This is a genomic window from Pseudoalteromonas sp. MMG033 (assembly GCF_057197785.1).
The window spans coordinates 3,855,119-3,880,487 of the sequence record NZ_CM170070.1 but is presented as its reverse complement, the minus strand read 5'-3'; the positions used below and the strand labels follow the sequence as shown (position 1 = coordinate 3,880,487).

Here is a 25,369-nt window from a genome sequence, read left to right as displayed (position 1 = left end):
CATCTAAAGAACATAACTATAGCTAAGCGCTGCTACCAGCATTACACGAAGTGATACATTATAAATAACTGATAGGAAAATAAAAAACTGAATATAAAATTAGAAAGTTCTACTACGAGGTAAGTTTAGTAGTGAAATTGAAGTGCTGAAAATGCAGGTAAACCATATAGGGCACTTTCTATGCCCTATTCGTTAATTACGCGGAACACAAGGATATACTGGGAAAACCGTCGGTGGTGGATGGCTTACACCAGCAGCGATCAATGGCGTCTGCTCTACACCCACTTCTTTTTGGCTATTTAAGCTTTTTAAATTCTTTTTACTTAGTTGTAACTTCATAATGCTTCCTTTGCAGGTTAATAGATACTCTTTTTATTTATCACAGAAAGTACCAAAAGTGTAAATTTAGACCAATCAATGATTAAAATTAAAACATCATTGTTTAATCATTTTTCTCCACAAGACCTCTAAAACGTATTTATTTTTATCTCTATAACTAGATTCAAGAAACTGCTTGGCCTTGTATGTAGTTAACGACATAAATAAACTCAAAAATATATATTCAGTTCTTGAATATCAAAATAACTCGTGGATTTTTTAAATGAAATAGACTTTCACAATATATAACTAGCCATATAGGGCACTCAATGTGCCCTATTCATTAACGGTATTAACGTGGACGACAAGTATCAACTGGGTAAAACGAAAAATACGGACAGCCCTTCTGTACTGCAGTAGGAGGGATAGCAGAACCACCACCAGCAATCAATGGTGTTTGCTCTACTCCAACATCTTTTTGGTTAGTTAAACTTTTAAGAGTCTTTTTACTTAAGTGTAATTTCATAACGCTTCCTTTACTGTTTAAATAATAGTCAATACTATTTGTTACACAAAGTAATGCAGGTGTAAATTGAAAGAAATTAATGTTGTAACCAAAGAGTAACATTAGGTTTTAGCTCTTTGATTTATTCAGGCCTTTAAAAATATTATTTTCAACACAGTATGATTGCTAATATACGTGGTCATTTATACCTGTCGCATCTTAATTTTTACCTGTTTTTGTCTGCAAATTTATCCACTCAACCATGGTTTCTATAGCACCATGTGAGAAATGGCTCTTTTTAATAGAAAACAATGCATCCAGTGGTAATTCTGGTTTCATTAGACCATGTGTCGCATTGCTGATGGTTACTTGCTCTAGACTCGCATTAGGCTGGTCTGAATTTGCAAATACATATTCAAATTCAACCTTGCTATGCTCAATATCAACATGAACATCGCTATCACCATACATTGCAAACATAGGTACGTTAAGTTTACTAAAACCTTCGGATACATCTGCGTCTATGTTTTTTCGAACAAAGTTAAACCGCGCTTCATTTTCTAACGGTTCTGACATAAAAGGGTCTTGATGCAAAGACGCTGCAAGATAGTTATCGTAACCCGCTTTGATTAACTGGTACTCCTGATCACTCAATTTGTTAATACGCTCTAAAGCTGTTGCGTCATCAGCATCAATTTTTCCTTCATCGACCAAACGGATCCACATACTATATTGACTCTGAGATAACCAATTAGCAGCACCACCAACAAGAACCATAAACTTAATTTCGGTTTCACTGTGTAAATTAGCGAATACCCAACTTGCTTGGCTAAAACCAATCACACCAATCTGATTTTGTTGATAGCCTGTGGCTCGAAGATAAGCAATGGCATCTTGCACCTCTAAAGCTCTATCTTGCATAGATTGAGATAGCCAATCGCCACCTGAATTACCTACACCAGGTTTATCCCACGAAAAGGTTGCAATCTTTTGCTCATTTAAAGCATCAATAATGGGTAGATAAAAACTATTTGCGGTACTGTCCATATCTCCATCCCCGTGAACAAAAATGATGATAGGATCAGATTCTGAATGCAGCTTGGGTTTATAGAGTCGAGCGGATAATTGATTATCGAGTGAATCGAATGTATGTGCTGTATAGGGATTTTCGCTGAAGTCTAATTTATTGTTACAGGCAGATAATACAGATACAAAGGTACACGCAAATAAAAGGCTGAAAAATTTATTCTGAAGCATGACTGATAGTTTCCTTAACTGATAAAGTCAATGAAACTATAAATGCATTTTATGTGAGAAACTGTGAGTAGTCGTAATAATGAACAAAGTTCTTAATCAGCTATTGTAAGATTAATAAGCTCTTCTTTTGCCTGCTTTAGGTAATGCTTGATACGGCACAGTAATTAAAGCACATAACTGGTTTTAGCTATGTGCTTATAAGCATCTTAGCTGTTTGAGTTACCATGCAGGAAAATGCCGTATATTTGATAAGAATTAGAGTCGAGAGCAACTGTAACTTTAAGATTACCTACGCTACCAAATGTGCTCTTTTCAGATAAGCTCACTGTGTAATTTAGCACATAAACCGTAGTGCTACCTTGTTGGCCTGAAAACTCAGCGAAACTATATGTACCCTGCTCTATTTTGTCGAACAACCTAACTAATTTAGAGAACTCTTCATCCATTTTTTCTTTCGATATTTGTGACTTTGCAACTGGACCAAACATATTGTATAAAGCATCAAAATCATGCGCATTAAAGTGCTGTATGAAGGTATTTAAAATATCTTCTCTAACTTGCTCAGTAATAAACGATGGAAGTTCATGTTTAGATGCTTCCTCATAAGGCTTAACATTATCGGCCGTCACTGAGTTTTTTGTACCAAACCATATCGTTGCGATTAGGTTGGCAATTAACAACAAAATTATAACTTTACTTGAATTATTCACTTTACTTCCTTAAACGCTTAATCGTCTTAACAGCATAAATACAAAGCTTAAGAACAGATTTTTCCAAGGGGAAAGTGTCATTTTTATTAATTGACACTGCATATATTTATATGTGCAATTTTAGCAAGAATTATTTTGTTGAAAAAGAGCGAATGTCTATTTAATCCTTTCAATGACTCAAGCATTCAACCACTGCTACCAAACTTAGCAGTACACTACCCACCTGTTATTTGTGTTTAATTCGACTCAATGCAACAGGCGTGATCCCTAAATACTTAGCAATATCATTTTGAGTAAGCTTTTTAACGAGCTCTGGTTGGTCTTTGCATAAATTCTCAAATCGTTCGGATGCAGATAAGGTGAGTAGCTCATACTCTCTACGCTCTTTTTTGAGTGATAAAGACAATAAAATTTGGATAAACTCCTGAGAGATAGATATGGACTTTTTGCTTAAGGCTAATAATTCATTAAAAGGCACTTGTACAAGTTCACAGGGCGCCAAAGCCTCTAAACTAAAAGTGCTTGGGACTTTGCAATGTGCTGCGTTGAGACTACCAATAATGGTACCAGCTTGAATAAATGATTTAATGGTTTCTTTACCTTCGGCCGTGATATAGAAAGCCTTTAATAACCCGCTTTTTACCAAGTACACGTAGTCACACAATTCCCCTTGAGCGAAGACTTGCTGACCTTTTTCAATCTCAAAGGAGATACCATTTTTCGCTATGTAACTTTGTAGTTCCATTTTGCATCCTTTATTTTCTTATACGAAAAAATAAGCACCTAAGATCTCGTCAATTTTCATTATCAATCAGTAAGCTAGAGCGCGCTCTGATTAAAGCCGCTTTAATTTAAATTATTCCGTGATTTTTAACATAGGTTAATGCCCCACAAAAATACGCCCTTTAAAGTATCAATCAGATTCACCACTGGAGATACAAACGTGAACTTAGTGAATAAAGTAATCGTGATAACAGGCGGCACTTCCGGCATTGGCCGTCAAATTGTCGAACAACTACAAGCCAAAAATACCATTATTGTCGTTGCCAGAAACAGTGAACGACTTGAACAGCTCAATAAAAGATATAAGAACGTCACATGTTTTCCTGCTGACCTGTCTGATCCCGGAAGTTATCAACCGCTATCAAAGCACATACAGGCTGAATTCCCCCGCGTTGATGTATTAATCAATAACGCGGCTATACAAAACGAGCCATTTTTCACAGATCCTGATTTCGAATACGAGAAAATTGCACGGGAAATCAATGTGAACTTTACTGCAGTCTGTGCACTATCCTATTTACTGATCCCTGCGCTTAATGCTAGTGAATCTCAATCTATTATATTAAATATCAACTCTGGGCTGTCTTTTGTCGCTAAAAAAAGTGCAAGCGTCTATTGCGCCTCAAAAGCAGCCATCAACCTTTTTTCACAAAGCTTAAGCTACCAGTTAGAGCATACAAATATCAAGGTATTACAGGCGTTTATTCCTTTAGTAGACACCCCTATGACCCAAGGCCGAGGTGACAATAAAATGTCAGCCGAGTGCGCTGCTAAGTGGATTATTAAGGGGCTAAAGCAGCAAAAGCCCCAGCATGATATCGGTAAAATTAAAGTGTTAAGGATTCTAAATGCCCTGACACCCAATCTAGCTAAACGCCTCTTGAAAGGATCTTAATGACCATGTGCAAACTATTTAAATTAATCATTTGGGGAGTACTTTTGATGACAACTACAACAGCAATGGCTAAGAGCGTACAAGTTAAAATTACCGGCATAGATACCAAGCGTTCAGGACAAATTATGGTGATGTTGTTTGAAGATAATGGCTTTCCTGTCAAACACAAACAAGCATTGCAAACTCAGTTTCACAGCCCTGAAAATGAATCACTAACCGCCGAATTTACAACTGCTAAAGCAGAGTTTGCAATCAAAGTACTGCATGATGAAGACAACTCGCAAACTACCTCGAAAAACTGGACGGGTCTAATTCCGTCTGAAGGACTTGGCTTTTCTAATGGTGCCAAAATTAGCTGGCGCGGGCCTCCCAAGTTTAAAGACGCAAAACTCTCATTGGCTGACATTAACACGCCAATTTCCATCTCCATAAACTACCCATAATTTCTAACGACGGAACTGTTTTCTATGAAATCACTTTTAAAAATGATGCTGATATTATTTTTCTTTTTCGCATCCACCTTTATTATTCTCAAAATAAGTGGTGTCCTCAGCATTGACGACATAAAAGCCTGGCTTAACGCAGCAAAAGAGCTGAATATGTACTTAGTCGCACTCATTGTGATTGGGCTACTTTTTTTAGATTTATTCATCGCCGTACCCACACTCACACTTATTTTATTAGCTGGTTTTTTTCTGGGTCCCTATGTGGGCGGACTCAGTGGTATTATTGGCCTGATGCTCGCTGGTACAACAGGTTATGCGATTAGCTATAAGTTTGGCAACAAGCTGTTTGATACGCTTGTTAAAGACCCAAACGAGAGAGCCAGTGCCATCGCACTATTTCAAAAGCGAGGTCCGGTAGTGATCTTACTTTCAAGAGCGACACCAATATTGCCTGAGATTTCAGCATGTATGGCTGGGATGACCAAAATGCCATTTAAAGAGTTTATTATTTATTGGATGATGAGCACTATACCCTACGCATGTATTGCCGCGTATGCAGGTTCAATCAGTACATTAGAAAACCCCAAACCTGCTATTTATGCAGCGATTGGGTTGACTGGATTTTTTTGGATATGTTGGTGGTTGTTCAATAGGCAAACACGGAAAATCAAAACCGCCTCGTCACATTCTTAAAGAAAAGGCTGGCAAACTCAATTTCGCCAGCCATATCTATTAAGCTTGAGTGCCAAATATTTTATCGCCTGCATCACCTAGGCCAGGCACTATATAACCATTTTCGTTCAAATGACTATCTAGCGCAGCTGTATAAACGTCAACATCTGGGTGCGCTTTTTCGACCGCTTCGACACCTTCAGGTGCTGCAACCAATACAATGGCTGTAATGTTTTTACAGCCAGACTTTTTAAGTAAATCAATTGTTGCGATGAGTGATCCGCCTGTAGCCAGCATAGGATCGACAACCAAAGCCCTTCTTGACTCTAGGTTACCTACTAATTTCTCAAAATATGAGACTGGCTCCAGTGTTTCTTCATTCCTTTGTAATCCCACAACACTGATCTTTGCGGCAGGTAACAACTGCATAACGCCATCTAACATACCAAGGCCAGCTCTTAAAATCGGCACAAGTGTGATTTTTTTGCCTTTGATTTCTTGTACGTCTAAATCTTCACCAGTCCAACTTTTTATCGTCGTTGTTTCCGTTGGTAAATCTCTTGTCGCTTCGTAAGTAAGCAAGTTGCCAACTTCCGACACCAGCTCACGAAACTTTTTGGTTGAAATACCATGCTCTCGCAATAAGCCTATTTTGTGTTGTAATAACGGGTGTTCAACAACATGAAGTGCCATAACTTGCCTCTGTAAAAATTATAACTCAGTAAAAAATGAATTTGGTTCGTGACGAACCGGTTTAGTGCATTGAATTGTTGGTGTACCTAGATAAAGATAGCCAACAATCTCATCTTTCTCGTCTAAGCCAAGTTCGCGTTTAACTGTCGGGCTTTGCGCAAAAAAGCCGGTTCTCCAAACACCTGATAGATGCTGTGCAAATGCCGCTTGCTGCATAGCAAAACAAGCGCATGCTGCACTTTCAATTTGCTCGACACGAGGGACTTTTGGGTGCTCTTGATAAGGAGATATAGCAATGATCATCATAGGTGCGCGATGTGGTAGGTCTTTCGCACGGGATACTGTGCGTTCATTTTGCTCTTCTTCCACCGCTGCTTTGTAATATATTTCACCCAACTTATCTCTCGCATCTTCATTGACAACGATAAACTTCCATGGTGCTAAACCACCGTGATCTGGCACTTTTAACGCGGCTTTTTTAATAATTTCTAGTTGCGACTCAGTCGGGCCTGGAAAGGATAAATTACTATCAGATTGACGTGTCATCAAAAGCTCGATGGCATCCATATATAATTCCTTAATGATAAACAAACACTTATTATTTTAACGTGAAGTGTTAGGGAAAGTTTAGCACTTTCCCTAATAATTTTATGCCCTTGAGCTGAGTTGCTTGGCTAACCAGTAATCCAAGCTGAAAAAATGCCCCCCTCCGGTGAAAAATAAGCTTAAAAACATCGCAAAATAAATTGCGGCAAACTCAATGCCATTATTTAAAATCACGACATTGCCCTTCTCGTACAGGAATTCAGGAAACCCGTGGGTGCTGACAATGGACTTAATCCTGTCTAATCGGTCTGCCACTTCTAAACTATTTTCAAGACTTGCTTTTGCAGTATCACTGCCAAGCCAAGCAAATACCTGCGCAGCACTGGTATCTGGATTTGCTGGCGCAACCGAAAACCAACCATTATGCCAATGTACTTGTGTAGCGGCGACAAACATGGTCACCATTAATGGGATAGATACCAATCGAGTGAGTAACCCAATTAGAATTAACCAGCCGCCTAAAAACTCCGTCCAGCCTGCTAGAAATGCCAATAAGTCTGGAAATGGCAACCCTAACCCCCAGTCAGGATTACCAAACCAAGCAACCACGTTTTCATCTGCTAACATACTTTCGAAAAAGCCTGCATCTTCTTTCGCTAAATTGAGTTTGTTATACCCTGCTATAATCATGACCGGCGCAACAATCAACCTTAAAATAAGTGGGGCAAGCCCACTTAAGATATCTGCTTTTTCGATGCTAGTTTGATAAATGGATTGGATTTTATTAATCATATAACGATTTACACCTTTGATAGTATTCATACAGTGTAGACCGTAGCGCAGTAACTTTTATTGCAGGGTAAAAAAAACGACACCCTTGTGCCGTTTTGTTTTTTGAAAGGTTATATCTTTCTTGCGACTTGCAATGCTTCGTAAATAGCCCGCTTTGCATCAATGGCACTGGCAAGCAATGCGCCACCAATCACGTGATGATTATTTGGTAGGCTTTCTTTGTCAAAATCTGACTCATTTGAAGTTTGACCAATACAGGCGATCACTGTATCCACATCAAGTGTTTGCTCTTTACCATCAATACGTACAACTAGTCCGTTATTTGAAAAAGAAACATATTCACAGCCTGCAACCTGCTCGACATTGTGGTGCTTAGCCACCGCTCTATGGATCCAACCTGTCGTCTTGCCTAAACCTGATCCAAAGCGACCCGCACTGCGTTTAAGCATATATATTTTTCTCTGTTCTGTTGATTGAACAACAGACTGTTCAATACCCCACTGGCCTTTGAACTCTTCAATAGACTGGTTTTCAGGCTCAGTTAAAAATGCGACCATATCAAAGCCGATACCACCAGCCCCTAAAATCGCGATTTTATCGCCAAGCTCAACTTCTTTGCGAATAACTTCATCATATGCAAAAACACGTTTGCCATCGCTACATTCGATTTTAGACAAACGGGGGCTGACTCCAGTCGCGAAAACAATATCGTCGTAATCAGCATCCATTTTATTGCTATAGGGCTTACCCAGTTCCATTTTTACGCCGAGTCGTGTTACTTCGTTTAAAAAGTATTTAAGCGCTAACTTAAAATCTTCTTTGCCGGGGATCCGCATTGCAAGATTAAATTGACCCCCAGCATGCTCATTCTTATCAATCAATGTAACTTTATGACCTTTTTTAGCCAAATAGCAGCTGACTGACAACCCAGCTGGTCCCGCACCAACAACTAAGACATCTTTAGGGCTTGAGGTTTTCTCGAGGGGATAATCTAATTCAAAGCCAGCTTGAGGATTCACCAAGCAAGTTGCCCGTTTGCCTTTAAAGACATGGTCTAAACACCCCTGATTACAGCCAATACAAATATTGATTTGCTCAGACTTATTGTCTGCGTATTTGTTAAAAAAGTCAGGATCTGCAAGCAGTGGCCTTGCCATGGAAATAAGGTCGGCTTCACCTTTATCTAGGATATTATTCGCAAGTTCAGGTGTGTTTATACGGTTTACCGCGACAACGGGAATCTCTACAACATCTTTTAAACGCTTAGACGCTTCTCTAAAAGCGCCTGGAGGCACCATGCTGGCTATGGTCGGCACGCGTGCTTCGTGCCAACCGATACCCGTATTTAAAATATCAACGCCTGCAGCTTCAAGTGCTTTGGCTTGCACCGTTACTTCTTCGCTGGTGGAACCATTTGGCACTAAATCCATCACGGATAACCTAAACACAATGATAAATTGGTCAGACACTCGTGCCCTAACTGCTTTCACAATATCAACAGCCAGCCGCATACGGTTTTCGAGTGTACCGCCATATTCATCTGCACGATGATTGGTGTGTGGCGCCATAAACTCGTTAATTAGATACCCTTCTGAGCCCATGATTTCAACACCATCGTATCCCGCTTTTTCAGCCATATAAGCTGATTTCGCAAAATCTTTAATCGTGCTTTTGATCATGCCTAACGACATGGACTTTGGTGTATATGGATTTATAGGCGCCTTAATTTTACTCGGCCCCACATTAAATGGATGATATGCATAGCGCCCAGCATGCAAAAGTTGTAGGCAAATTTTACCTTGGTGCTGATGCACAGCTTCTGTGTATGCCTTGTGTTTAATCACGTCATAGCGGGAATTAAAAGACGACGCGATAGGGGTAAGTTTACCGCGTATATTTGGGCTATATCCGCCCGTAATAATAAGGCCAACACCGCCTTTAGCTCTTTCCTCGTAAAAAGCGCGCAGCCGTTTTCGGTTGTGCCACCCTTCCTCAAGTCCTGTGTGCATTGAACCCATGACCAAGCGGTTACGTAGCTCAGAATTTTTAAGTTTTAGTTTTTGTTCTAACATTGCTCGCCCCAATGTAACTGGTCTTACCTGTGAACATTAACCAATTTATAGATTTTGGCAAGTAAAAAGCAAAAATTTATTACTTAAAAGTAGATAAATTTATAATAATTCCAAAAATTTGCGAATAAAGTGAGCGAAGTAATACTTCGTTACGTTTTAAAAGTAACACTGAGCGCACAACTAAGTTATGATATTAATGAGAGCATTTCGGTACTAAAACCAGAGGAAAAACATTGAAGCTGATCGCAAAACTATTTAAAGGCATATGGCATGCGTTGAACTTCTCTCGCAGGCTACTTGTAAACTTGGTATTTGTTGTACTTATCATAGGCGTTGTTGTCGCTATGATGTCTTCAGAAGAGGAGATCCTCGTACCTCAAGATAGCGTTTTACGCTTGAACTTATCAGGCAAGTTAGTTGAACAGCTAACTTACGTTGACCCTGTTGATGCAGCACTGGATGATGCATTCGGTCCAAGTGACAAACCAATGGAAGTGCTAGTTGATGATGTGATTAAAGTCATCAATAAAGCAACCCATGATAACCGAATCAAAGCGATACATTTAGACCTTAAAGGTTTGTATCATGGACACTTGGACAAATTAAGAGACATCACGACAGCACTTGACGGTTTTAAAGCGCAAGGAAAGCCCGTATATGCACATGGCCCCTACTTTACCCAAACGCAATATTATTTGGCGGCGGCTGCAGACGAAATCTCGATGCACCCTTATGGTGGCTTAAGCATCAAAGGCTTTGGCACTTACCCAATGTATTTCAAAGATGCACTAGATAAATTGCACGTTACACAACATATTTTCCGCGTTGGAACTTTTAAGTCAGCGGTTGAACCATTTATTAGAAATGATATGTCAGATGCTGCAAAAGAAGCGAACAAGCTTTGGCTCAATAATCTCTGGGCACAATACAAAAATGATGTTGCTGCACGCCGATCATTTGACACGGATAATTTCGATGAGACCTTAACGCAACTTGGTGAGAAAATGTCAACTGTATCAGGTGACTCTGCACAGTTTGCAATAAAATATGGCTGGGTTGATTCTCTCAAAACAGACCAGCAATTTAATGACAAACTCATTGATTTAGTTGGTACTGACGCCAAAGGCCACAAATACAAGCAAGTAAAGTATAAAGAGTATTTAACATCAATTTCTGGCTTCCCTACTCAACCTAACCCGTTCACCGACAAAGTCGCTGTCGTTGTCGCCAAAGGGCAAATAGTCGATGGCAAACGTAAAGCAGGTATGATTGGTGGGGACTCTACGGCTGCACTACTCAGAAAAGCACGTCTTGATAGCAATGTAAAAGCAGTTGTACTTCGTATTGATTCAGGTGGCGGCAGCATGTTCGCTTCAGAACAGATCCGAAATGAAGTATTAGCCATAAAAGAGGCTGGAAAACCCATTGTAGCCTCTATGGGTTCTGTTGCTGCATCAGGCGGTTATTGGATTGCGGCATCCGCCAATGAAATTTGGGCATCGCCTTCAACAATCACAGGCTCTATTGGTGTTTTCGGTACTATATTTACATTTGAAAACTCTTTAAAAGCGCTTGGTTTATATTCTGACGGTGTTGCAACTACTGAGCTTAGATCTTCTTCGATTGCGCGTGGTATCGACCCTCAATACGCAGATATTATTCAAATGGGTGTTGAAGATGCTTACGACAAATTTTTGTCTATGATTGCTAATGCAAGAAACATCAACAAAGAAAAAGTGGACGAAGTTGCTCAAGGACGTGTTTGGCTTGCCCCTCAAGCATTAGAATTTGGTTTGATAGACAAGCTTGGTACGAAAGCTGATGCTATTGAATCGGCTGCTGCACTTGCAAGCTTAGAACATTATGAAGTGTTTACAGTTGAACAAACTCTCAGTGAAAAAGAGCTATTAATGCAACAAATATTTGGTGCTGAAATAGTGCAATCTATACTGCCAAATGCAACACAACCTGATACGCTACAAAAAGTAACGCACCAAAGCATCAACCAGATCATAAATAAAGTACAACAAAGTGCAAATATGATTGAACTATATAACGACCCAAACAGTATATATAGTTTGTGTACTATGTGTGATGTGTCCCCATAGTTCATAGTTACAAGGTTAATGAATAAACTGCAATGTGATGCTGCAGTTGGTATACTAAGCCCAGACTCAAATCTGGGCTTTTTTATGAAAAGAAAAAAAATCTATATTGCCTATACCGGCGGTACCATAGGAATGAAGCAATCAAGCAAAGGGTATGTACCCGTTGCAGGTTATCTCACAGAAACTGTCAAGAATAACGCCGAATTCACACGTGAAGAAATGCCGTTATTTGATATTCATGAATATTGTCCGCTCATTGACTCTTCAGACATGTCACCTTTGCACTGGCAATTAATCGCAGAAGATATTCAATCTAAATACGATGACTATGATGGGTTCGTAGTATTGCATGGAACGGATACCATGGCATACACAGCATCCGCCCTGTCTTTCATGTTTGAAAACCTCACAAAGCCAGTGATTGTCACAGGCTCTCAAATCCCACTATCTCAGCTTAGATCTGACGGGCAAGTTAACTTATTAAATGCAATGTATCTTGCAGCAAACTATCCGATTGCCGAAGTCAGCTTGTTTTTCAACAATAAGCTATTCAGAGGTAATCGTGCACTTAAAGCGCATGCTGATGGGTTTGATGCTTTTGCATCCCCTAACCTAGCTCCGCTTGCTCAGGTGGGGATCAATATTCAGCTCCAAGAAGGCAAGTTGAGCCCTTATGTCGATCAAGACTTAGATGTCACCTCTATTCAATCTCAGCAAATTGCGGTACTACACCTCTATCCTGGCATTAGCGCTACTATGGTTGAAAATGTACTGTCATCCGATGTTAAAGCACTTATTTTACTTAGTTTTGGCGTAGGAAATGCCCCACAACAGGACGATATTTTGGCGACCTTGAAGAGTGCGTCTGAACGTGGTGTTGTCATTGTAAACCTAACGCAGTGTATACAAGGTCAAGTGAATATGGGTGGCTATGCTACTGGTAATGCATTATTGAACTGTGGTGTGATCAGCGGCTATGACATGACACTAGAAGCATGTTTAACAAAGTTACATTATTTATTCAGTCAAGAGCTGGAATTAGAAACAATTCGTCACTTGATGCAGGATAACTTGCGCGGAGAGCTAACACGCTAACTATTTTGCTAGATTTTAACAGGCCTTGCGATTTTATCGGTTAGAATGCAAGGCTTGTTTTGATAAGCAAACTAAAATTATAAACCTCATGACAAGGCCCAAACTACTCTTATATTTATCTTGAACGAAATAGCTTATGCAGTTTGTCGGCCAAATAAACATAGAATGGATGTGGTTGAAAAAACGTAAGTGGGATTTTGGTCAAATAAAGTCCCCTTCCTACATATATTGAGAAAAATAAAAACATCCAACCTACAAATGGCATTATCTTATTATCTTTTTGATGCGCAGCTTGCACCTCTTCATAAGATCTTATTATGTTTCCTTCTATACTGATCTGATAAACAGCCTTGCTTACTTTTAGTTGAGCGATGTTATCTGTAAGAAAATTACCTTGATTTTCCATCACATTTAAAGTCACGTTTCTGCCAGTATTTACAGAAAGGATATCGAGCAACTCACCCGCTTGACCATGTTTCTTTAGATAGCTGTAGTTAGAACTGTAATCATTTACTAAATTGATTTCTAATGAATATTCATTCTCTACAACAGACAATATTTTATCATCAACAGATATTAATGATTCTTTATCCGGAAAATAGCTATCAACATTATTAAAATTTGCACTGTATAGTATGAACAAGCCGAGAATAAAAGAAGCAATAACAACTATATAACTAAGCGCAAGGTTAATTCTTTCGTACATATATTATTAAAAACTATAAACTTAACTTAAAAAATAAAGGAGCCAAGCGGCTCCTTTATTTAATCCAGAACGATTAAAAAACACGTATTTATTAAGTTAATTAACGTACCTTTTCGGGTAAGTCGACTAGATCTGTTAAATGAGAAGTCTCACCGCTGTGTGTTTTAATGCCATGCTCACCAAAATAGTCTCGCTGTGCTTGAACTAGGTGACCATTGCTAGGCGTGCTTAGCGTTGCAATATAAGTTTGTGTCGAAGCAAGTACAGGGAACGCCAAACCAGTCTGAATTGCTTGGCCTGTAATACTTCTTAGTGCATGCGCCTCGGCTTCAAGTGTATCGATGAAATCAACACCCTTTGCGATGTCATCAAGATAATCTGCACGAATGATACAACCGGCACGCCAAGTTTGTAATGTCTTTGCAAGATCAACCTTCCACTGATGTGAACGTGATGCGCCTTTAATTAACGCAAGGCCCTGACGGTAGCAGAGCAAGCTAGCAAAATAAAATGCTGACTTAAGCTCATCCAAATCGATATCGATTTTTTGGGTTTCTTTCGCTTGATAAGTCATCTCTTTCGCTGCAAGCGTACTAATCGTATTCGTTAAGTGACGCGCTTGTACTGCTGCAACCAATGAAGGCACTGCAATACCCAACTCTAACGCATTTTGTGCGGTCCAAAGGCCTGTTCCCTTCGCACCTACTTTATTGTCTATCAAATCAACTAATGGTGTTTGGTTGCTGTCTTCTAGGCTAAGAATGTGGCGAGAGATCGATAATAAATAACTGTTCAACTCACCTTCTGACCAAGATTCAAAAATCTCAGCAACTTCTTTTGGTGAACGCCCTGTACCGATGCGAAGCAAGTGATAAACTTCAGCGATTAATTGCATTAGTGCATATTCGATACCGTTGTGAACCATTTTCACAAAGTGACCGCTCGCAGATTGACCTACACGAGCAAAACATGACTCGCCGTTGTAGCTAGCAGCAACTTTTTCAAACCAAGGAACTAAACGTTCCCAACCGCCTTCTGAGCCACTGGCCATCATTGCTGGACCATGTCTAGCACCTTCTGCACCACCAGAGATCCCCATGGTGGCAAACTCAAATTTATTTTGATATTTAAGTTTACGAGCAATGCCATCTTTGTAGTTACTGTTTCCGCAATCAACTATAATATCGCCTTTCGACACGCCGGCTTCTATTAGTTCATTACATACTGAGTCAACTAGCTCGCCTGCTGGTACTAATAGTAGTACCGAACGAGGAGGCTCCAGCCTTCTAACCATATCACCGAGATCCGATACGATATGGAGACGCTCTTCTACACCCAAAGACTGTGCACAGCTAATTAATTCAGCACCTGCGTCTGGGTTTTTATCATAGGCGACTAATGTCATACCTTTCTCTATTAAGTTCAGTGCAAGGTTTTTGCCCATTACACCTAAACCAACTAATGCAACTTGCATTAAGTTTCCTCCTCGGTAACAACCACACTTAAATTCGTCTACAACGATGTCCGGTACATTATACCTGAGCATTCAACAATATTCTGCTCGGGCCACCTTTAGTATCAAACAATTTGAAGTTTAGTACTTTTTTAGTCATCTCGTGTTTTAGCACAAGCAAAAATTTGCTTTACACACTGGCTAAACACATTATCAGTCAGAGTGTTAAAGCTAATCTTCTTTCACTCTAAGATTGACGACCACTGACACCGGTGTCATAATCACGTCATACAGATCATATAATTTAATTTGTGTATGAAAAAGGGTTTAGTGGCAAAACTTTACATAAAAGCGTAATTATCTGAGAATATTTGCTTATTTAAGGTTTAAAAGACCACTATTTAACCACTTTGAATTAAAAAAGATGTTAGCAGAGCAGCCTACAGGAGAATCTGATGCTTAGACGCACTAAAATAGTTGCCACACTGGGACCAGCTACAGATAGAGATAATAATTTAGAAAAAATCATTCGCGCAGGTGCTAATGTAGTACGACTAAACTTTTCCCATGGTGTAGCGCAAGATCATAAAAACAGAGCAGACGCTGTTCGCGAAATCGCTAAAAGACTAGATAAGCATGTTTCAATCCTTGCAGATTTACAGGGCCCTAAAATCCGTGTCTCTACCTTTGCTGAAGGTAAAGTTAATCTAGAGGTAGGTGCAAAGTTCACACTTGATGCAGAGCTTGGCCTTGGTGAGGGTACTGTTGAAGCCGTGGGTATTGACTATAAAGAATTACCACAAGACGTAAATACAGGTGATCTTCTATTATTAAACGATGGTTTGATTCAATTAACAGTTGATGAAGTCGACGGTAAAAAAGTAATTTGTACCGTAACCGTTGGTGGTATTTTGTCAAACAACAAAGGTATCAACAGATTAGGTGGCGGTTTAACAGCCCCAGCCTTTACAGATAAAGATAAAGAAGACTTAATCACTGCAACAGAGATTGGCGTAGACTACATTGCAGTTTCATTCCCTCGTAGCGGTGATGACATGCGTTATGTAAGAGGTCTTGCAGAAAAAGCGGGGTCTAACGCACAGTTACTTGCTAAAATCGAACGTGCAGAGGCTGTTGAGACAGTTGAAGCAATTGACGATATTGTATTAGCATCAGATGCGGTAATGGTCGCACGTGGTGACTTAGGTGTTGAAATTGGGGATGCAGCGCTTGTAGGTAAGCAAAAACAGATTATCAGCCGCGCACGTTCTTTGAATAGAACCGTTGTTACAGCGACACAAATGATGGAGTCGATGATCGACAACCCAATGCCAACGCGTGCTGAAGTAATGGATGTTGCAAACGCAGTATTAGATGGCACAGATGCGGTTATGCTTTCAGCTGAAACTGCTGCTGGCGACTACCCAGAAGAAACGGTTGCGACTATGGCTCGCGTATGTTTAGGTGCAGAATCTCAACCTGAGACACATATTTCAAAACACAGACTAGACAGTATGTTTGCTGATACATCAGAGACTTTGGCTCTATCTGCAATGTATGCAGCGAACCATTTAGATTCAGTGAAGGCAATTGTCGCATTAACAGAATCGGGCAACACTTCTAAACTGATGTCGAGGATCAGCTCTGGATTGCCTATTTACTCGCTATCTCGTCATGCCACTACACTAGGTCAAACAGCACTATATCGCGGTGTTTACCCAGTGTACTTTGATTCAACAAGTTGCACAGCTGACTCGCTTGTTAATGATGCGCTAAAAACGCTTGTTGAAAGTGGCTCTTTAGAAAAAGGTGATACCGTTATTCTTACTCACGGTGACTTAATGGAAACTATTGGCGCGACCAATACGTTGAAAATCGTCACAGTATAATCATTACGATTACTGATACATACTGAGCCCGACTTAAATTAGTTGGGCTTTTTTGTATCAGACATTAAGGCAAACGATATTAAAGTGCTGTGTTACTAACTTGCCAACGCAGACTTCACTTTATCTCTATAGCTACGACTGACTTTCAGCTCTTGACCGTTATCCAATACCAACAAATATTCACCGCTGCTTTGTGTCACGAGCTTACTGATTTGTCCTGTGTTTACTATGGCAGAACGATGTACACGTACAAACAGTTTCGGATCGAGCTCTTGTTCCAGCTCTTTCATTGTTTTACGTAAGATATGCGTTTGTCCGTCAGCACAGTGTAGACACATATAATCACCCGCAGCATCAATCCATTGGATGGTTGCAGTCGACACTCTAATTATTTCGCCCTGCTCTTTTACAGCAAGAGATTCAGGAAATTTTTTGTCTTCAATTGCATCACCAGTGGCTAGCTTTTTTAGAATTTCTTCGCAATTGTTACCTGTTATCCCCGCCACAAAGCTAGCTAGCTTTTTCTTATGGGCGTTATCTTGTTGGTTCTTTAAATAACTTTGCACTTTTTCGATCGCCTGTTTTAGTCTGTTGTCATCAACTGGTTTTAGAATGTAATCCAAAGCGTGGATCTCAAACGCTTTGACCGCATAGTGATCAAACGCTGTAACAAAGACAATAGCAGGCAAAGGTTTAACACTTTCACTTAGAATTCGCGCTACTTCAAAACCATTTAACCCAGGCATTTGGATATCTAAAAAGACCAAATCAATATCCTGCTGCTGGCAAATGTCTATGGCTTTTTGTCCACCGTTACAAAGTTCGACTACTTCTATTTCATCAAATTCTCTCAATCTGACTGCCAAGCCCTTTCTTGCTAGTGGCTCGTCGTCAACAATTATCGTTTTAATCTTGCTCATTACTTCACTTCTCGGCCTTTTCAAACGGAACTCGTATGTTTGCCTTCAATCCTGAAGGCGAATTATTTGATAACACAAACGAGTAATTATTCTCATAAAGTGTTTTTAATCTGTCTTTGGTATTTGCGATGCCAACACCGCTCGCATTGGTTAGCTGACCATCAGTAAGCTCAGCGCCAGGACCATTGTCTCCAACTTCTAACAATAGTTCATTGGCAAATACTTGCGCTTTAATTTCAATTTTGCCGCCCTCATCCATATGCGCTATCGCGTATTTGATGGAATTTTCAATCAATGGCTGCAATATCAGACTTGGCACAAGCGCATTTTTTGCTTGCTCAGTAACATCTAAATCTATCGCCAAACGTTCGTCAAAGCGAACCTTCTCTATCTCTAAATACAACTTTAATGCGTGAAGCTCCTGCTCTAGTGGCACTTTTTTAATTGGATCTGTGTTCAAGGTATACCTTAAAAAGTCACTTAACCTGGACACCATCTGGTTAGCGTCTTTGTTCTCTTCGACTAATATCAATGTCGATATTGCATTTAGTGTGTTAAATAAGAAATGAGGGTTTAGCTGATAACGAAGCATTTTTAATTGCGCTTCATGAGCCATGGTATTGGCCTTAAGTGCTTTTTGACGTTCACTTTGAAGTAATTGGTAATATTTAATACCAAAATATAAGCCACTCCAACACAAGACGATATAAACTGAGTCTAACCCCTGCTGAAGGTAATAAAACCATTCTTCTGGACGATAGCCATGTCGATATATTTCCCACAAGTTATACTTTTGTACAACTGACCACAACGTACCTGTAATGTAAGAAACACTAAAAACAACGAATATCAAAATCCAAGGCTTTGCATTCCATACCCGCCGGTAGAGATACCTAAGTGGCACCGTCATCAAACAACCAGCATACGCATTGAGTACGATGACAAACACATAGATGTCTCGCATTTCAAATACTTTTGAGCCTATATAGTTAACCAGTGCATAACCGATCCAACCAGATATCTGTAAAACCCAAAAAAATCGTTGTCGATTATCGACTAAAGCTTGCCAATTCAAATTAATTTTTACCTCTAATAACCTACCTTGGATTATATCCCATAGAAAACCAGTTAAGCACTACCAATAGTCTTGTATTTCCAACAATTAGCCGCAAACATATAGGTTATTGAAACACAGTAACAACACAATAACGAATCAAACTCAACCTTAATTATCAGTTTAAATTACGATTCCAACCATAATTTGACCACCTGTAAATCCACACATTAACGTTCCAATTAGAGGTATGTATGTAAATTTAAAATTAAGAGACGTGGCGGTGTGTTAAGTAAGTTCTTACATATATGTTTCTTATAATAAAAACACCAAAAACACCATTGATAATCGTTATCACTTACAATACTATTCGCGCGATTATTTAATAATGAAGGAAAATCATGCGCTCATTTAAAACCAAATATCCAATGCTTCTTTCAGCACTTGCGATTGCTTTTTCTGGTGTGTCACTCGCTGACGATTCAAAAAAAAATGAATTGGAAGTGATTGAAGTCAGTCCTAAAGGGCTTATTTCTTATGTTAGTGCAAGTGCATCAAAATCAGATGTGCCGATCACCAAAACACCTGTATCAGTTTCTGTTTTAACTTCAAAGCGAATCGCCGATCTTGGTGCAGAAACCTTACAAGATGCAATTGGTTATGTAGCTGGTGTATACAATGGCCCATATGGTGTCGATACCCGTGGTGATTGGTCAAAAGTGCGTGGTGTAGACCCTCTAATTTATGTAGACGGCCTACAAATGCAGTTTGGAAACTACAACAATACACGTACTAACCCCTATACACTTGAGCGCGTTGAAATTTTAAAAGGCCCCTCTTCTGTTCTTTATGGTCAAGGCTCAACAGGCGGTATCATAAACTCAGTATCAAAACGTCCACACAGCGAAACCCAAGGCGAGATCTGGGCACAAGTTGGTAACTATGATCGCGCGCAGCTCGCTGGTGACTACAACACAGCCTTTGGTCAAAGCGATGAATATCAAGCAAGATTTGTCGGTGTATATCGTAATAGTGATACCCAAACAGACTTTGTCGAAGACAATACACTTGTATTTGCACCAAGCTTTGCTTGGGATATCAACCAAGATACTCGTTTAACAATCTTGACTAATATACAAGAAAATGAGTCAGGGTCTTCAACTCAATTCTTCCCTCACGAAGGCACCATTTTACCAGCAAAATATGGTCAAATCCCGAGTGAACGATTTGTGAGTGAGCCGGGTTGGGATCGCTACGATACGGAACAGTTTGCAATCACAACAATCGTAGAGCACAGTATTACTGAAGACACACAAGTTAACTGGTCTACTCGTTATAGCGATAGCTCTTCTGAGTACCGTACTATTTTTTCTTGGCCACCTAAGTTTGAAGCAGATAAACGCTCAATCAACCGTATATTTAGCATGTCAGATGGCGAGTCAAAGAGCTTGTTAAGTGATATCCAACTGCATCAGTACATCGAATTCAATGACGTAGAAGTAAACATTGTTGCTGGTATTGATTTCCAGGACGCAGAAACACGCACCAGTCGTTTGCGCGGTGGAGTCTCTTCTCCATTAGATTTATACAACCCTGTATACGGTTTAAATGATCCATTACCAACTGAAATAAAAGACATCGCACCTGAGCAAGTAAATACTCAACTTGGTGGATATATCCAAGCGACGTTTGAGTACAATAACTTTGTCTTTAACACTGCACTTCGTCACGACGACCTCGAGCAAAAAACGTGGCAAAAAGTAGATGATGTTGCAAGTTTATTGCAAGTTAAAAAATCGCAAAGTGCTTTGACCGGCCGAATTGGCGGACTATACCAATTTGAAAATGGTATCTCACCTTATGTTAGCTACTCGGAATCATTCCAGCCTTTATATGGTTCAAAGCCACAAGGCGGAAGCTTCAAGCCTAAAGAAGGTGAGCAAATAGAATATGGTGTGAAATATCAACCTGCTGGCACTGAACACTTAATTACTGCTAGTGTTTTCCATATTACCGATAAAAATCATGTAAGAGAAATCTCCCCTCTCGAACATGTACAAGATAGTGAAGTCTCAGTTGATGGCTTTGAACTTGAAGCGCAACTAGAGTGGGAGAATTTAGATGTCTATGCTTCATATGCCTACACAGAATCGGAACAAGACACAACTCCGCTATCTGCACAAGAAATCTTTACTCAGGCAGCTATTTTAGCTCAACAGGCTCCAGATCAGCAGCAGCGAATTATGGCAGGTGCAGTCTTGACGGCTGGCACTGATCATGTGCCTCTGTCTGCAACGCCAGAGCATTTAGCGTCAGTATGGGCAACTTATCGCGCAGACAACCTGTTAGAGGGGTTAAAGTTTGGTGCTGGTATTCGATATGTTGGTAAAACATTCGATGGTAGCCGCTCAGTCTCTGTTGGAAGTGTCGAATACCATAAGGCGCTTACCACAGATAGCTTTACGTTATATGACATGATGGTTGGCTATCAGTTTAACGACTATGAGTTAAGCCTAAATATCGACAACTTAACAGACAAGACAGTGATCACCAGTTGTTTATACCGCGGCGATTGCTTCTATGGCCAACGCCGTACCATCACAGCTAACTTAAAATATCGCTTTTAATTTTAGGTGATTTATTATGGCGTCATTCATTAAAGTTAATGGCGCCATTTTATAAGCCCTACAAACTCTTTTCAAAACATCAAAGCTAGTATTCTTAACTATTCAGCCAAATACCTGAAAGAAACAGTATGTTGATAATACATATGTTCAAAAGCTCGAAACATTCTAAGATATGCTGGGTTATCAATTTGTGCGTTGATTTCGTGGTGAGCGATGTCATTATGCCTAACTCTGACGGCATAGAGTTTATTCAAGCCGCATTAAAGATTCAAAATAACTTACGCTATTTGTTTATTTCTTGTTTTATTGATTGCAAAGATACTGATCACATAACAACAGATAAAATTCTTTACAAACCTTTTAATAAACAGCTGCTCATTAAAAAATTCTGGACGTTATCAAATAAAAAAGGCGACATTTATTGCCGCCTTTTTACCTTTTCATCTCAAGGTTTTTAAGGAATTAGTTACACTTACCTAGGTCAGTCCATACTTTCCAATCGTTACCAACATTAGAATTCTGAGCTGGGTTTGCATCTCTGTTCCACCAGTTGCTGCGATACTTACTGCCTTGGTAAGACACTTCAGCACCTGCAACATACGTTTTAGATGCGCTCCACTCAGTTAGACCAACACAGCCTGTATTATCAGTGCCATCTGTTACTGTTACAGATTTTGTCACACTGTGTGTAGCACCTGCATCATCAGTCACTGTAACAGAAACTTGATATGCGCCTGCATTAGCAAATGCGTGTGAAACTCTAGCACCAGTCGTATTAAAACCACCAATATTCCAGTCGTAACTCACGATTTGACCATCTGCATCACGGCTTGAAGTCGCATTAAAATCACATGCTAATGCACTACAACTGAAAGTGAAGTCTGCAACTGGCGCTTGATTATCAACAGCACCACCACAACCATTTGCAGCGATATAGTCAGATGCAGCTTTCGCCTGTACTAAACCATAACCATATTCGTCATCACGACCAGCCGTACCTAGGTCAATGGCAGTTGCATTCAGTGCATTACGAATATCTACGTTTGTACAGCTTGGGTGCTGGCTCCAAACTAACGCTGCAACACCGGCAACATGTGGGCTTGCCATTGAAGTGCCCGTCATAAGGCCATAGTCAAGAACTGCATTAAGTTCTACTTTAACTGAGCTACCAACAGATGTTTTAAGTGCAGTACCTGCTTCTTGTGATAAAGACAGTACTGGAATAGTTAGACCATGGTTTGTATCACCAAGCGTACCACCAAATTCACCTGGCGAGTTGTTGTAGATAATTGCAGCTACGCCACCGCCCGCTTGGCAATTAGCAGCCTTATCTTTGAACGATGCACCGCCGCGCTCAATTAAACAGATACTTTGTGTCGCAGCACATGCTGTTAAACCTTGACCACAGTCAACGAGATCTGCACTTACAGTACCTTCAACTGAGTGAGTCATACCGCCAGCTTTAACCACATCAGTACCCACTGTAATAGCAGCAAGAATACCAGAACTTCTTGGTACAGTAGATAATACATCAGTACCAGGTGCTGCAATCTCAACTTGGACGTTATATTGTGAAGACGGGTTCTTCACTCTGTTTTCGTCAATGTTTGCTACAGAAACGACTGTATCGTAACTCGCTGGATAGCTCATTGTTGCATTGCCATCATTACCTGCAGCAGCGATAATTAATACGCCTTTGTCATATGCTGCCTGTAGGCGCTCTTGGAAATACTGACTTGGACTACCACCACCTAAACTCATGTTGATAACTTTAGCACCGTTTTCAACACAGTTATCTACTGCACGAGCAATACGTGATGTAAGGCCCTGTTTACCATCATTGTCGAATACACGTACATTGTGAATACCAACCTTATCGTTTGGTAATACACCTACTACACCGAAGCCATTATCGATCGCAACGATTGTACCTGCTACGTGTGTACCGTGGCCTGAACCATCTTGATACCAAGTTAAACCAGGTAAATCAGTGAAACCCGTTGCATTTTGTGGCAAATCAGGGTGGCCTAAATCATAACCCGAGTCGATAACACAGACTTTGAACAAGTCAGCGTTAGTATCTTGTAATAGATTTGCTTGAACTTCTGCAAGCCCATAAGGAGACGCTTCACCTACGAAGTCTTGAGTAAATGGCACATATTCAAAATCTTCTTCGATATACGCGTATTGCCCTGATGCTTTTAGCTTAGCGACTTGCTCAGGAGTCAGCTCCATAGTTACAACAGTGCCTGTTGTATCTGCAGATAGTACTTCTGTAGAGGCATCTGCACTAAAGCTCTCTGCAATATTTGCTCTTGCAAAACGGTTTGTCTCAGGTGCAAAGATACTCAAATCACTTTGCTTTAAGATATATTGTTTTGTTTCTTGTGCTTGAGCAACCGTTGCAGAAAGCGCTGCAACTGCAAACGCGACTGAAGTTAATTTGAACATTTTTTTCATGTTGATTCCTATATTCTTATTTTTATCCGCATCCGATGCGGTGAATCCCTATTTTGCTAGCAATTATGTACCTAACATGTAGACACCCTACACAAGGAGCCCCCTGCTTACAACCGTTTATTTACAAAAATTCATTTTTTCTTCATTAAATTTAAAAAAGCAATAAATCAAATTATGCAATTGACTGGTTTTTGAGCAGAAATTCTCAATAAGTGCGTATGACAATTACTTAGCTATCTAATAAAACAACCAACATCAAAAAAAATAACAATATGTGGGAAGTTTTTTTACACGATCACGCATAAAACTTTGTTCACATTGATTAAACGTAGGTTCTAAAAACAAATTTTGACTCTAGGTTGTTGCTAGTGAGTAAAATATAAAACAACGAACAACAAAAAAGACCCAATAAATAATCAAGATCAAACTTAGCCAAACTATTTAAAATAATTATGATTTACTCCAGAATCAGTTTCTAGGATAATGAGAATAATTTCTATTAAGGAGTAACATCAATGAAAATCATCAAAAAAGTTGTGGTTACCGCGCTTTGTATTTCAGCTTTTCATGCTTCAGCCAATGACTGTGAGTTGACAATTGAATCAAACGATATGATGCAATTCTCAGAAAAAACATTATCAGTGCCAGAAAAATGTGAAGAAGTAAAATTAACACTGGTTCACACAGGCAAGCTAGCAGCATCGGTTATGGGGCATAACTGGGTATTAACTGAGAAGAAAAATGTTAAAGCTGTTGCTTCTGATGGCATGAGAGCTGGTGTAAAAAATAGCTATGTAAAGCCTGATGATCCTAGAGTTTTTGCATTTACACCTGTGATTGGCGGTGGTGAATCGACGTCAATTACTTTTTCAATTAAAGGCATGAGTAAAAATAAAGAGTATAATTTCTTCTGTTCATTCCCTGGACACTTCGCAATTATGAAAGGCGCTTTCAAAATCATATAAGTTTGATGCCAGGATGACACGCCGTTCATACTGGCTTTTCAAATTAAATTAATAATAAAAATCCATTCCATTTATATAATTAATCGCGATAAATTTTATCTATGCCTATGTTTAACATGACTATTTCAGGCACTGCAATAGCGTACAAACAACCTCCTCTGTTCTCTAAATAAAAACTATTGTTTTTTATAAACTAAACCACCCCTTTTAAAGGATGAATTAAATATAAAAAAACAACCTTATATTTACAAAATCATTTAATCTCACAAAATAAAATAAATTCATCTTACGACCAAAATAACCCACCTTTCAAAAAATCAGTTTACTTTCATAAATAAAAATCGTTTACTTGTATAACTCAAATACATTTATTTATGAATAAAAGCATTTGAGTTATACATAA

The 25,369-nt window shown here is 39.5% G+C and carries 22 protein-coding genes; 8 read left to right on the top strand and 14 right to left on the bottom strand.

The genetic code is table 11. The features are described from left to right. Positions 1-192: 192 nt before the first annotated feature. From AC2CZC_RS16855 to AC2CZC_RS16835, 5 genes are all read right to left on the bottom strand, one after another. On the bottom strand, positions 193-339 hold the full coding sequence (locus AC2CZC_RS16855) for a hypothetical protein (protein ID WP_155731947.1): 147 nt from the start codon (positions 337-339) through the stop codon (positions 193-195). Between the two features lie 331 nt (positions 340-670). Next, positions 671-844 carry a hypothetical protein gene (locus tag AC2CZC_RS16850; protein WP_155731946.1) on the bottom strand — a complete coding sequence of 58 codons (174 nt, stop codon included), beginning with the start codon at positions 842-844 and terminating at the stop codon, positions 671-673. A 198-nt stretch (positions 845-1,042) separates the two neighbouring features. Beyond that, the gene (locus AC2CZC_RS16845) at positions 1,043-2,080 is read right to left on the bottom strand and encodes an alpha/beta hydrolase family protein (RefSeq protein WP_484582681.1); all 1,038 of its coding nucleotides are present in this window, start codon (positions 2,078-2,080) and stop codon (positions 1,043-1,045) included. 206 nt (positions 2,081-2,286) lie between these two features. Continuing rightward, positions 2,287-2,790 (bottom strand): DUF3887 domain-containing protein, encoded by a 504-nt coding sequence (locus AC2CZC_RS16840; protein ID WP_484582680.1) that lies wholly within the window; start codon positions 2,788-2,790, stop codon positions 2,287-2,289. A 226-nt stretch (positions 2,791-3,016) separates the two neighbouring features. Next, positions 3,017-3,535 (bottom strand): Crp/Fnr family transcriptional regulator, encoded by a 519-nt coding sequence (locus tag AC2CZC_RS16835; RefSeq protein ID WP_484582679.1) that lies wholly within the window; start codon positions 3,533-3,535, stop codon positions 3,017-3,019. A gap of 198 nt (positions 3,536-3,733) precedes the next feature. On the opposite strand from AC2CZC_RS16835, the gene AC2CZC_RS16830 reads away from it, so the two are divergent. The 3 genes from AC2CZC_RS16830 to AC2CZC_RS16820 are packed head-to-tail and all read left to right on the top strand — an operon-like array spanning position 3,734 to position 5,607. Beyond that, positions 3,734-4,468, top strand: coding sequence for an SDR family oxidoreductase (locus AC2CZC_RS16830; protein ID WP_484582678.1), 735 nt, complete (start codon positions 3,734-3,736; stop codon positions 4,466-4,468). Between the two features lie 47 nt (positions 4,469-4,515). Beyond that, positions 4,516-4,911, top strand: coding sequence for a DUF2141 domain-containing protein (locus AC2CZC_RS16825; protein ID WP_484582677.1), 396 nt, complete (start codon positions 4,516-4,518; stop codon positions 4,909-4,911). A gap of 24 nt (positions 4,912-4,935) precedes the next feature. Further along, positions 4,936-5,607 (top strand): TVP38/TMEM64 family protein, encoded by a 672-nt coding sequence (locus AC2CZC_RS16820; protein WP_484582676.1) that lies wholly within the window; start codon positions 4,936-4,938, stop codon positions 5,605-5,607. A gap of 39 nt (positions 5,608-5,646) precedes the next feature. Here the strand turns inward: AC2CZC_RS16820 and upp are convergent, their stop codons facing one another. The 4 genes from upp to AC2CZC_RS16800 all read right to left on the bottom strand — a co-directional run bounded on the left by upp (position 5,647) and on the right by AC2CZC_RS16800 (position 9,689). Continuing rightward, on the bottom strand, positions 5,647-6,279 hold the full coding sequence (gene upp / locus AC2CZC_RS16815; protein WP_063360063.1) for a uracil phosphoribosyltransferase: 633 nt from the start codon (positions 6,277-6,279) through the stop codon (positions 5,647-5,649). 18 nt (positions 6,280-6,297) lie between these two features. Continuing rightward, positions 6,298-6,846: an NAD(P)H nitroreductase gene (locus AC2CZC_RS16810; protein ID WP_484582675.1), complete on the bottom strand. Its 549-nt coding sequence runs from the start codon at positions 6,844-6,846 to the stop codon at positions 6,298-6,300. Between the two features lie 81 nt (positions 6,847-6,927). Beyond that, positions 6,928-7,617: an HvfX family Cu-binding RiPP maturation protein gene (locus AC2CZC_RS16805; protein WP_484582674.1), complete on the bottom strand. Its 690-nt coding sequence runs from the start codon at positions 7,615-7,617 to the stop codon at positions 6,928-6,930. Positions 7,618-7,727: 110 nt separating this feature from the next. Then, the gene (locus AC2CZC_RS16800) at positions 7,728-9,689 is read right to left on the bottom strand and encodes an FAD-dependent oxidoreductase (protein WP_484582673.1); all 1,962 of its coding nucleotides are present in this window, start codon (positions 9,687-9,689) and stop codon (positions 7,728-7,730) included. Between the two features lie 239 nt (positions 9,690-9,928). Here AC2CZC_RS16800 and sppA point away from each other — a divergent pair, with 239 nt between their 5' ends. Beyond that, positions 9,929-11,797, top strand: coding sequence for a signal peptide peptidase SppA (gene sppA, locus AC2CZC_RS16795; protein ID WP_484584898.1), 1,869 nt, complete (start codon positions 9,929-9,931; stop codon positions 11,795-11,797). A gap of 84 nt (positions 11,798-11,881) precedes the next feature. Next, positions 11,882-12,892: an asparaginase gene (gene ansA, locus AC2CZC_RS16790; protein ID WP_046355524.1), complete on the top strand. Its 1,011-nt coding sequence runs from the start codon at positions 11,882-11,884 to the stop codon at positions 12,890-12,892. A 115-nt stretch (positions 12,893-13,007) separates the two neighbouring features. On the opposite strand, the gene AC2CZC_RS16785 is transcribed toward ansA, so the two are convergent. Continuing rightward, positions 13,008-13,598 carry a hypothetical protein gene (locus tag AC2CZC_RS16785; RefSeq protein WP_484582672.1) on the bottom strand — a complete coding sequence of 197 codons (591 nt, stop codon included), beginning with the start codon at positions 13,596-13,598 and terminating at the stop codon, positions 13,008-13,010. 100 nt (positions 13,599-13,698) lie between these two features. Next, positions 13,699-15,072, bottom strand: coding sequence for an NADP-dependent phosphogluconate dehydrogenase (gene gndA / locus AC2CZC_RS16780; RefSeq protein WP_484582671.1), 1,374 nt, complete (start codon positions 15,070-15,072; stop codon positions 13,699-13,701). A 434-nt stretch (positions 15,073-15,506) separates the two neighbouring features. On the opposite strand from gndA, the gene pyk reads away from it, so the two are divergent. Next, positions 15,507-16,940: a pyruvate kinase gene (gene pyk / locus AC2CZC_RS16775; protein ID WP_484582670.1), complete on the top strand. Its 1,434-nt coding sequence runs from the start codon at positions 15,507-15,509 to the stop codon at positions 16,938-16,940. 95 nt (positions 16,941-17,035) lie between these two features. On the opposite strand, the gene AC2CZC_RS16770 is transcribed toward pyk, so the two are convergent. Together AC2CZC_RS16770 and AC2CZC_RS16765 are read right to left on the bottom strand one after the other, a co-directional pair. Beyond that, positions 17,036-17,860 carry a LytR/AlgR family response regulator transcription factor gene (locus tag AC2CZC_RS16770; RefSeq protein ID WP_237139289.1) on the bottom strand — a complete coding sequence of 275 codons (825 nt, stop codon included), beginning with the start codon at positions 17,858-17,860 and terminating at the stop codon, positions 17,036-17,038. 4 nt (positions 17,861-17,864) lie between these two features. Next, positions 17,865-18,935, bottom strand: a complete 1,071-nt coding sequence (locus AC2CZC_RS16765; protein ID WP_063360071.1) for a sensor histidine kinase — start codon at positions 18,933-18,935, stop codon at positions 17,865-17,867. Positions 18,936-19,315: 380 nt separating this feature from the next. On the opposite strand from AC2CZC_RS16765, the gene AC2CZC_RS16760 reads away from it, so the two are divergent. Next, positions 19,316-21,541, top strand: coding sequence for a TonB-dependent siderophore receptor (locus AC2CZC_RS16760; protein ID WP_484582669.1), 2,226 nt, complete (start codon positions 19,316-19,318; stop codon positions 21,539-21,541). A 462-nt stretch (positions 21,542-22,003) separates the two neighbouring features. On the opposite strand, the gene AC2CZC_RS16755 is transcribed toward AC2CZC_RS16760, so the two are convergent. Further along, positions 22,004-24,001, bottom strand: a complete 1,998-nt coding sequence (locus AC2CZC_RS16755) for a S8 family serine peptidase (RefSeq protein WP_484582668.1) — start codon at positions 23,999-24,001, stop codon at positions 22,004-22,006. A gap of 515 nt (positions 24,002-24,516) precedes the next feature. Here AC2CZC_RS16755 and azu point away from each other — a divergent pair. Then, positions 24,517-24,966 carry an azurin gene (azu, locus tag AC2CZC_RS16750; protein WP_484582667.1) on the top strand — a complete coding sequence of 150 codons (450 nt, stop codon included), beginning with the start codon at positions 24,517-24,519 and terminating at the stop codon, positions 24,964-24,966. The last annotated feature ends 403 nt before the right edge of the window (positions 24,967-25,369 follow it).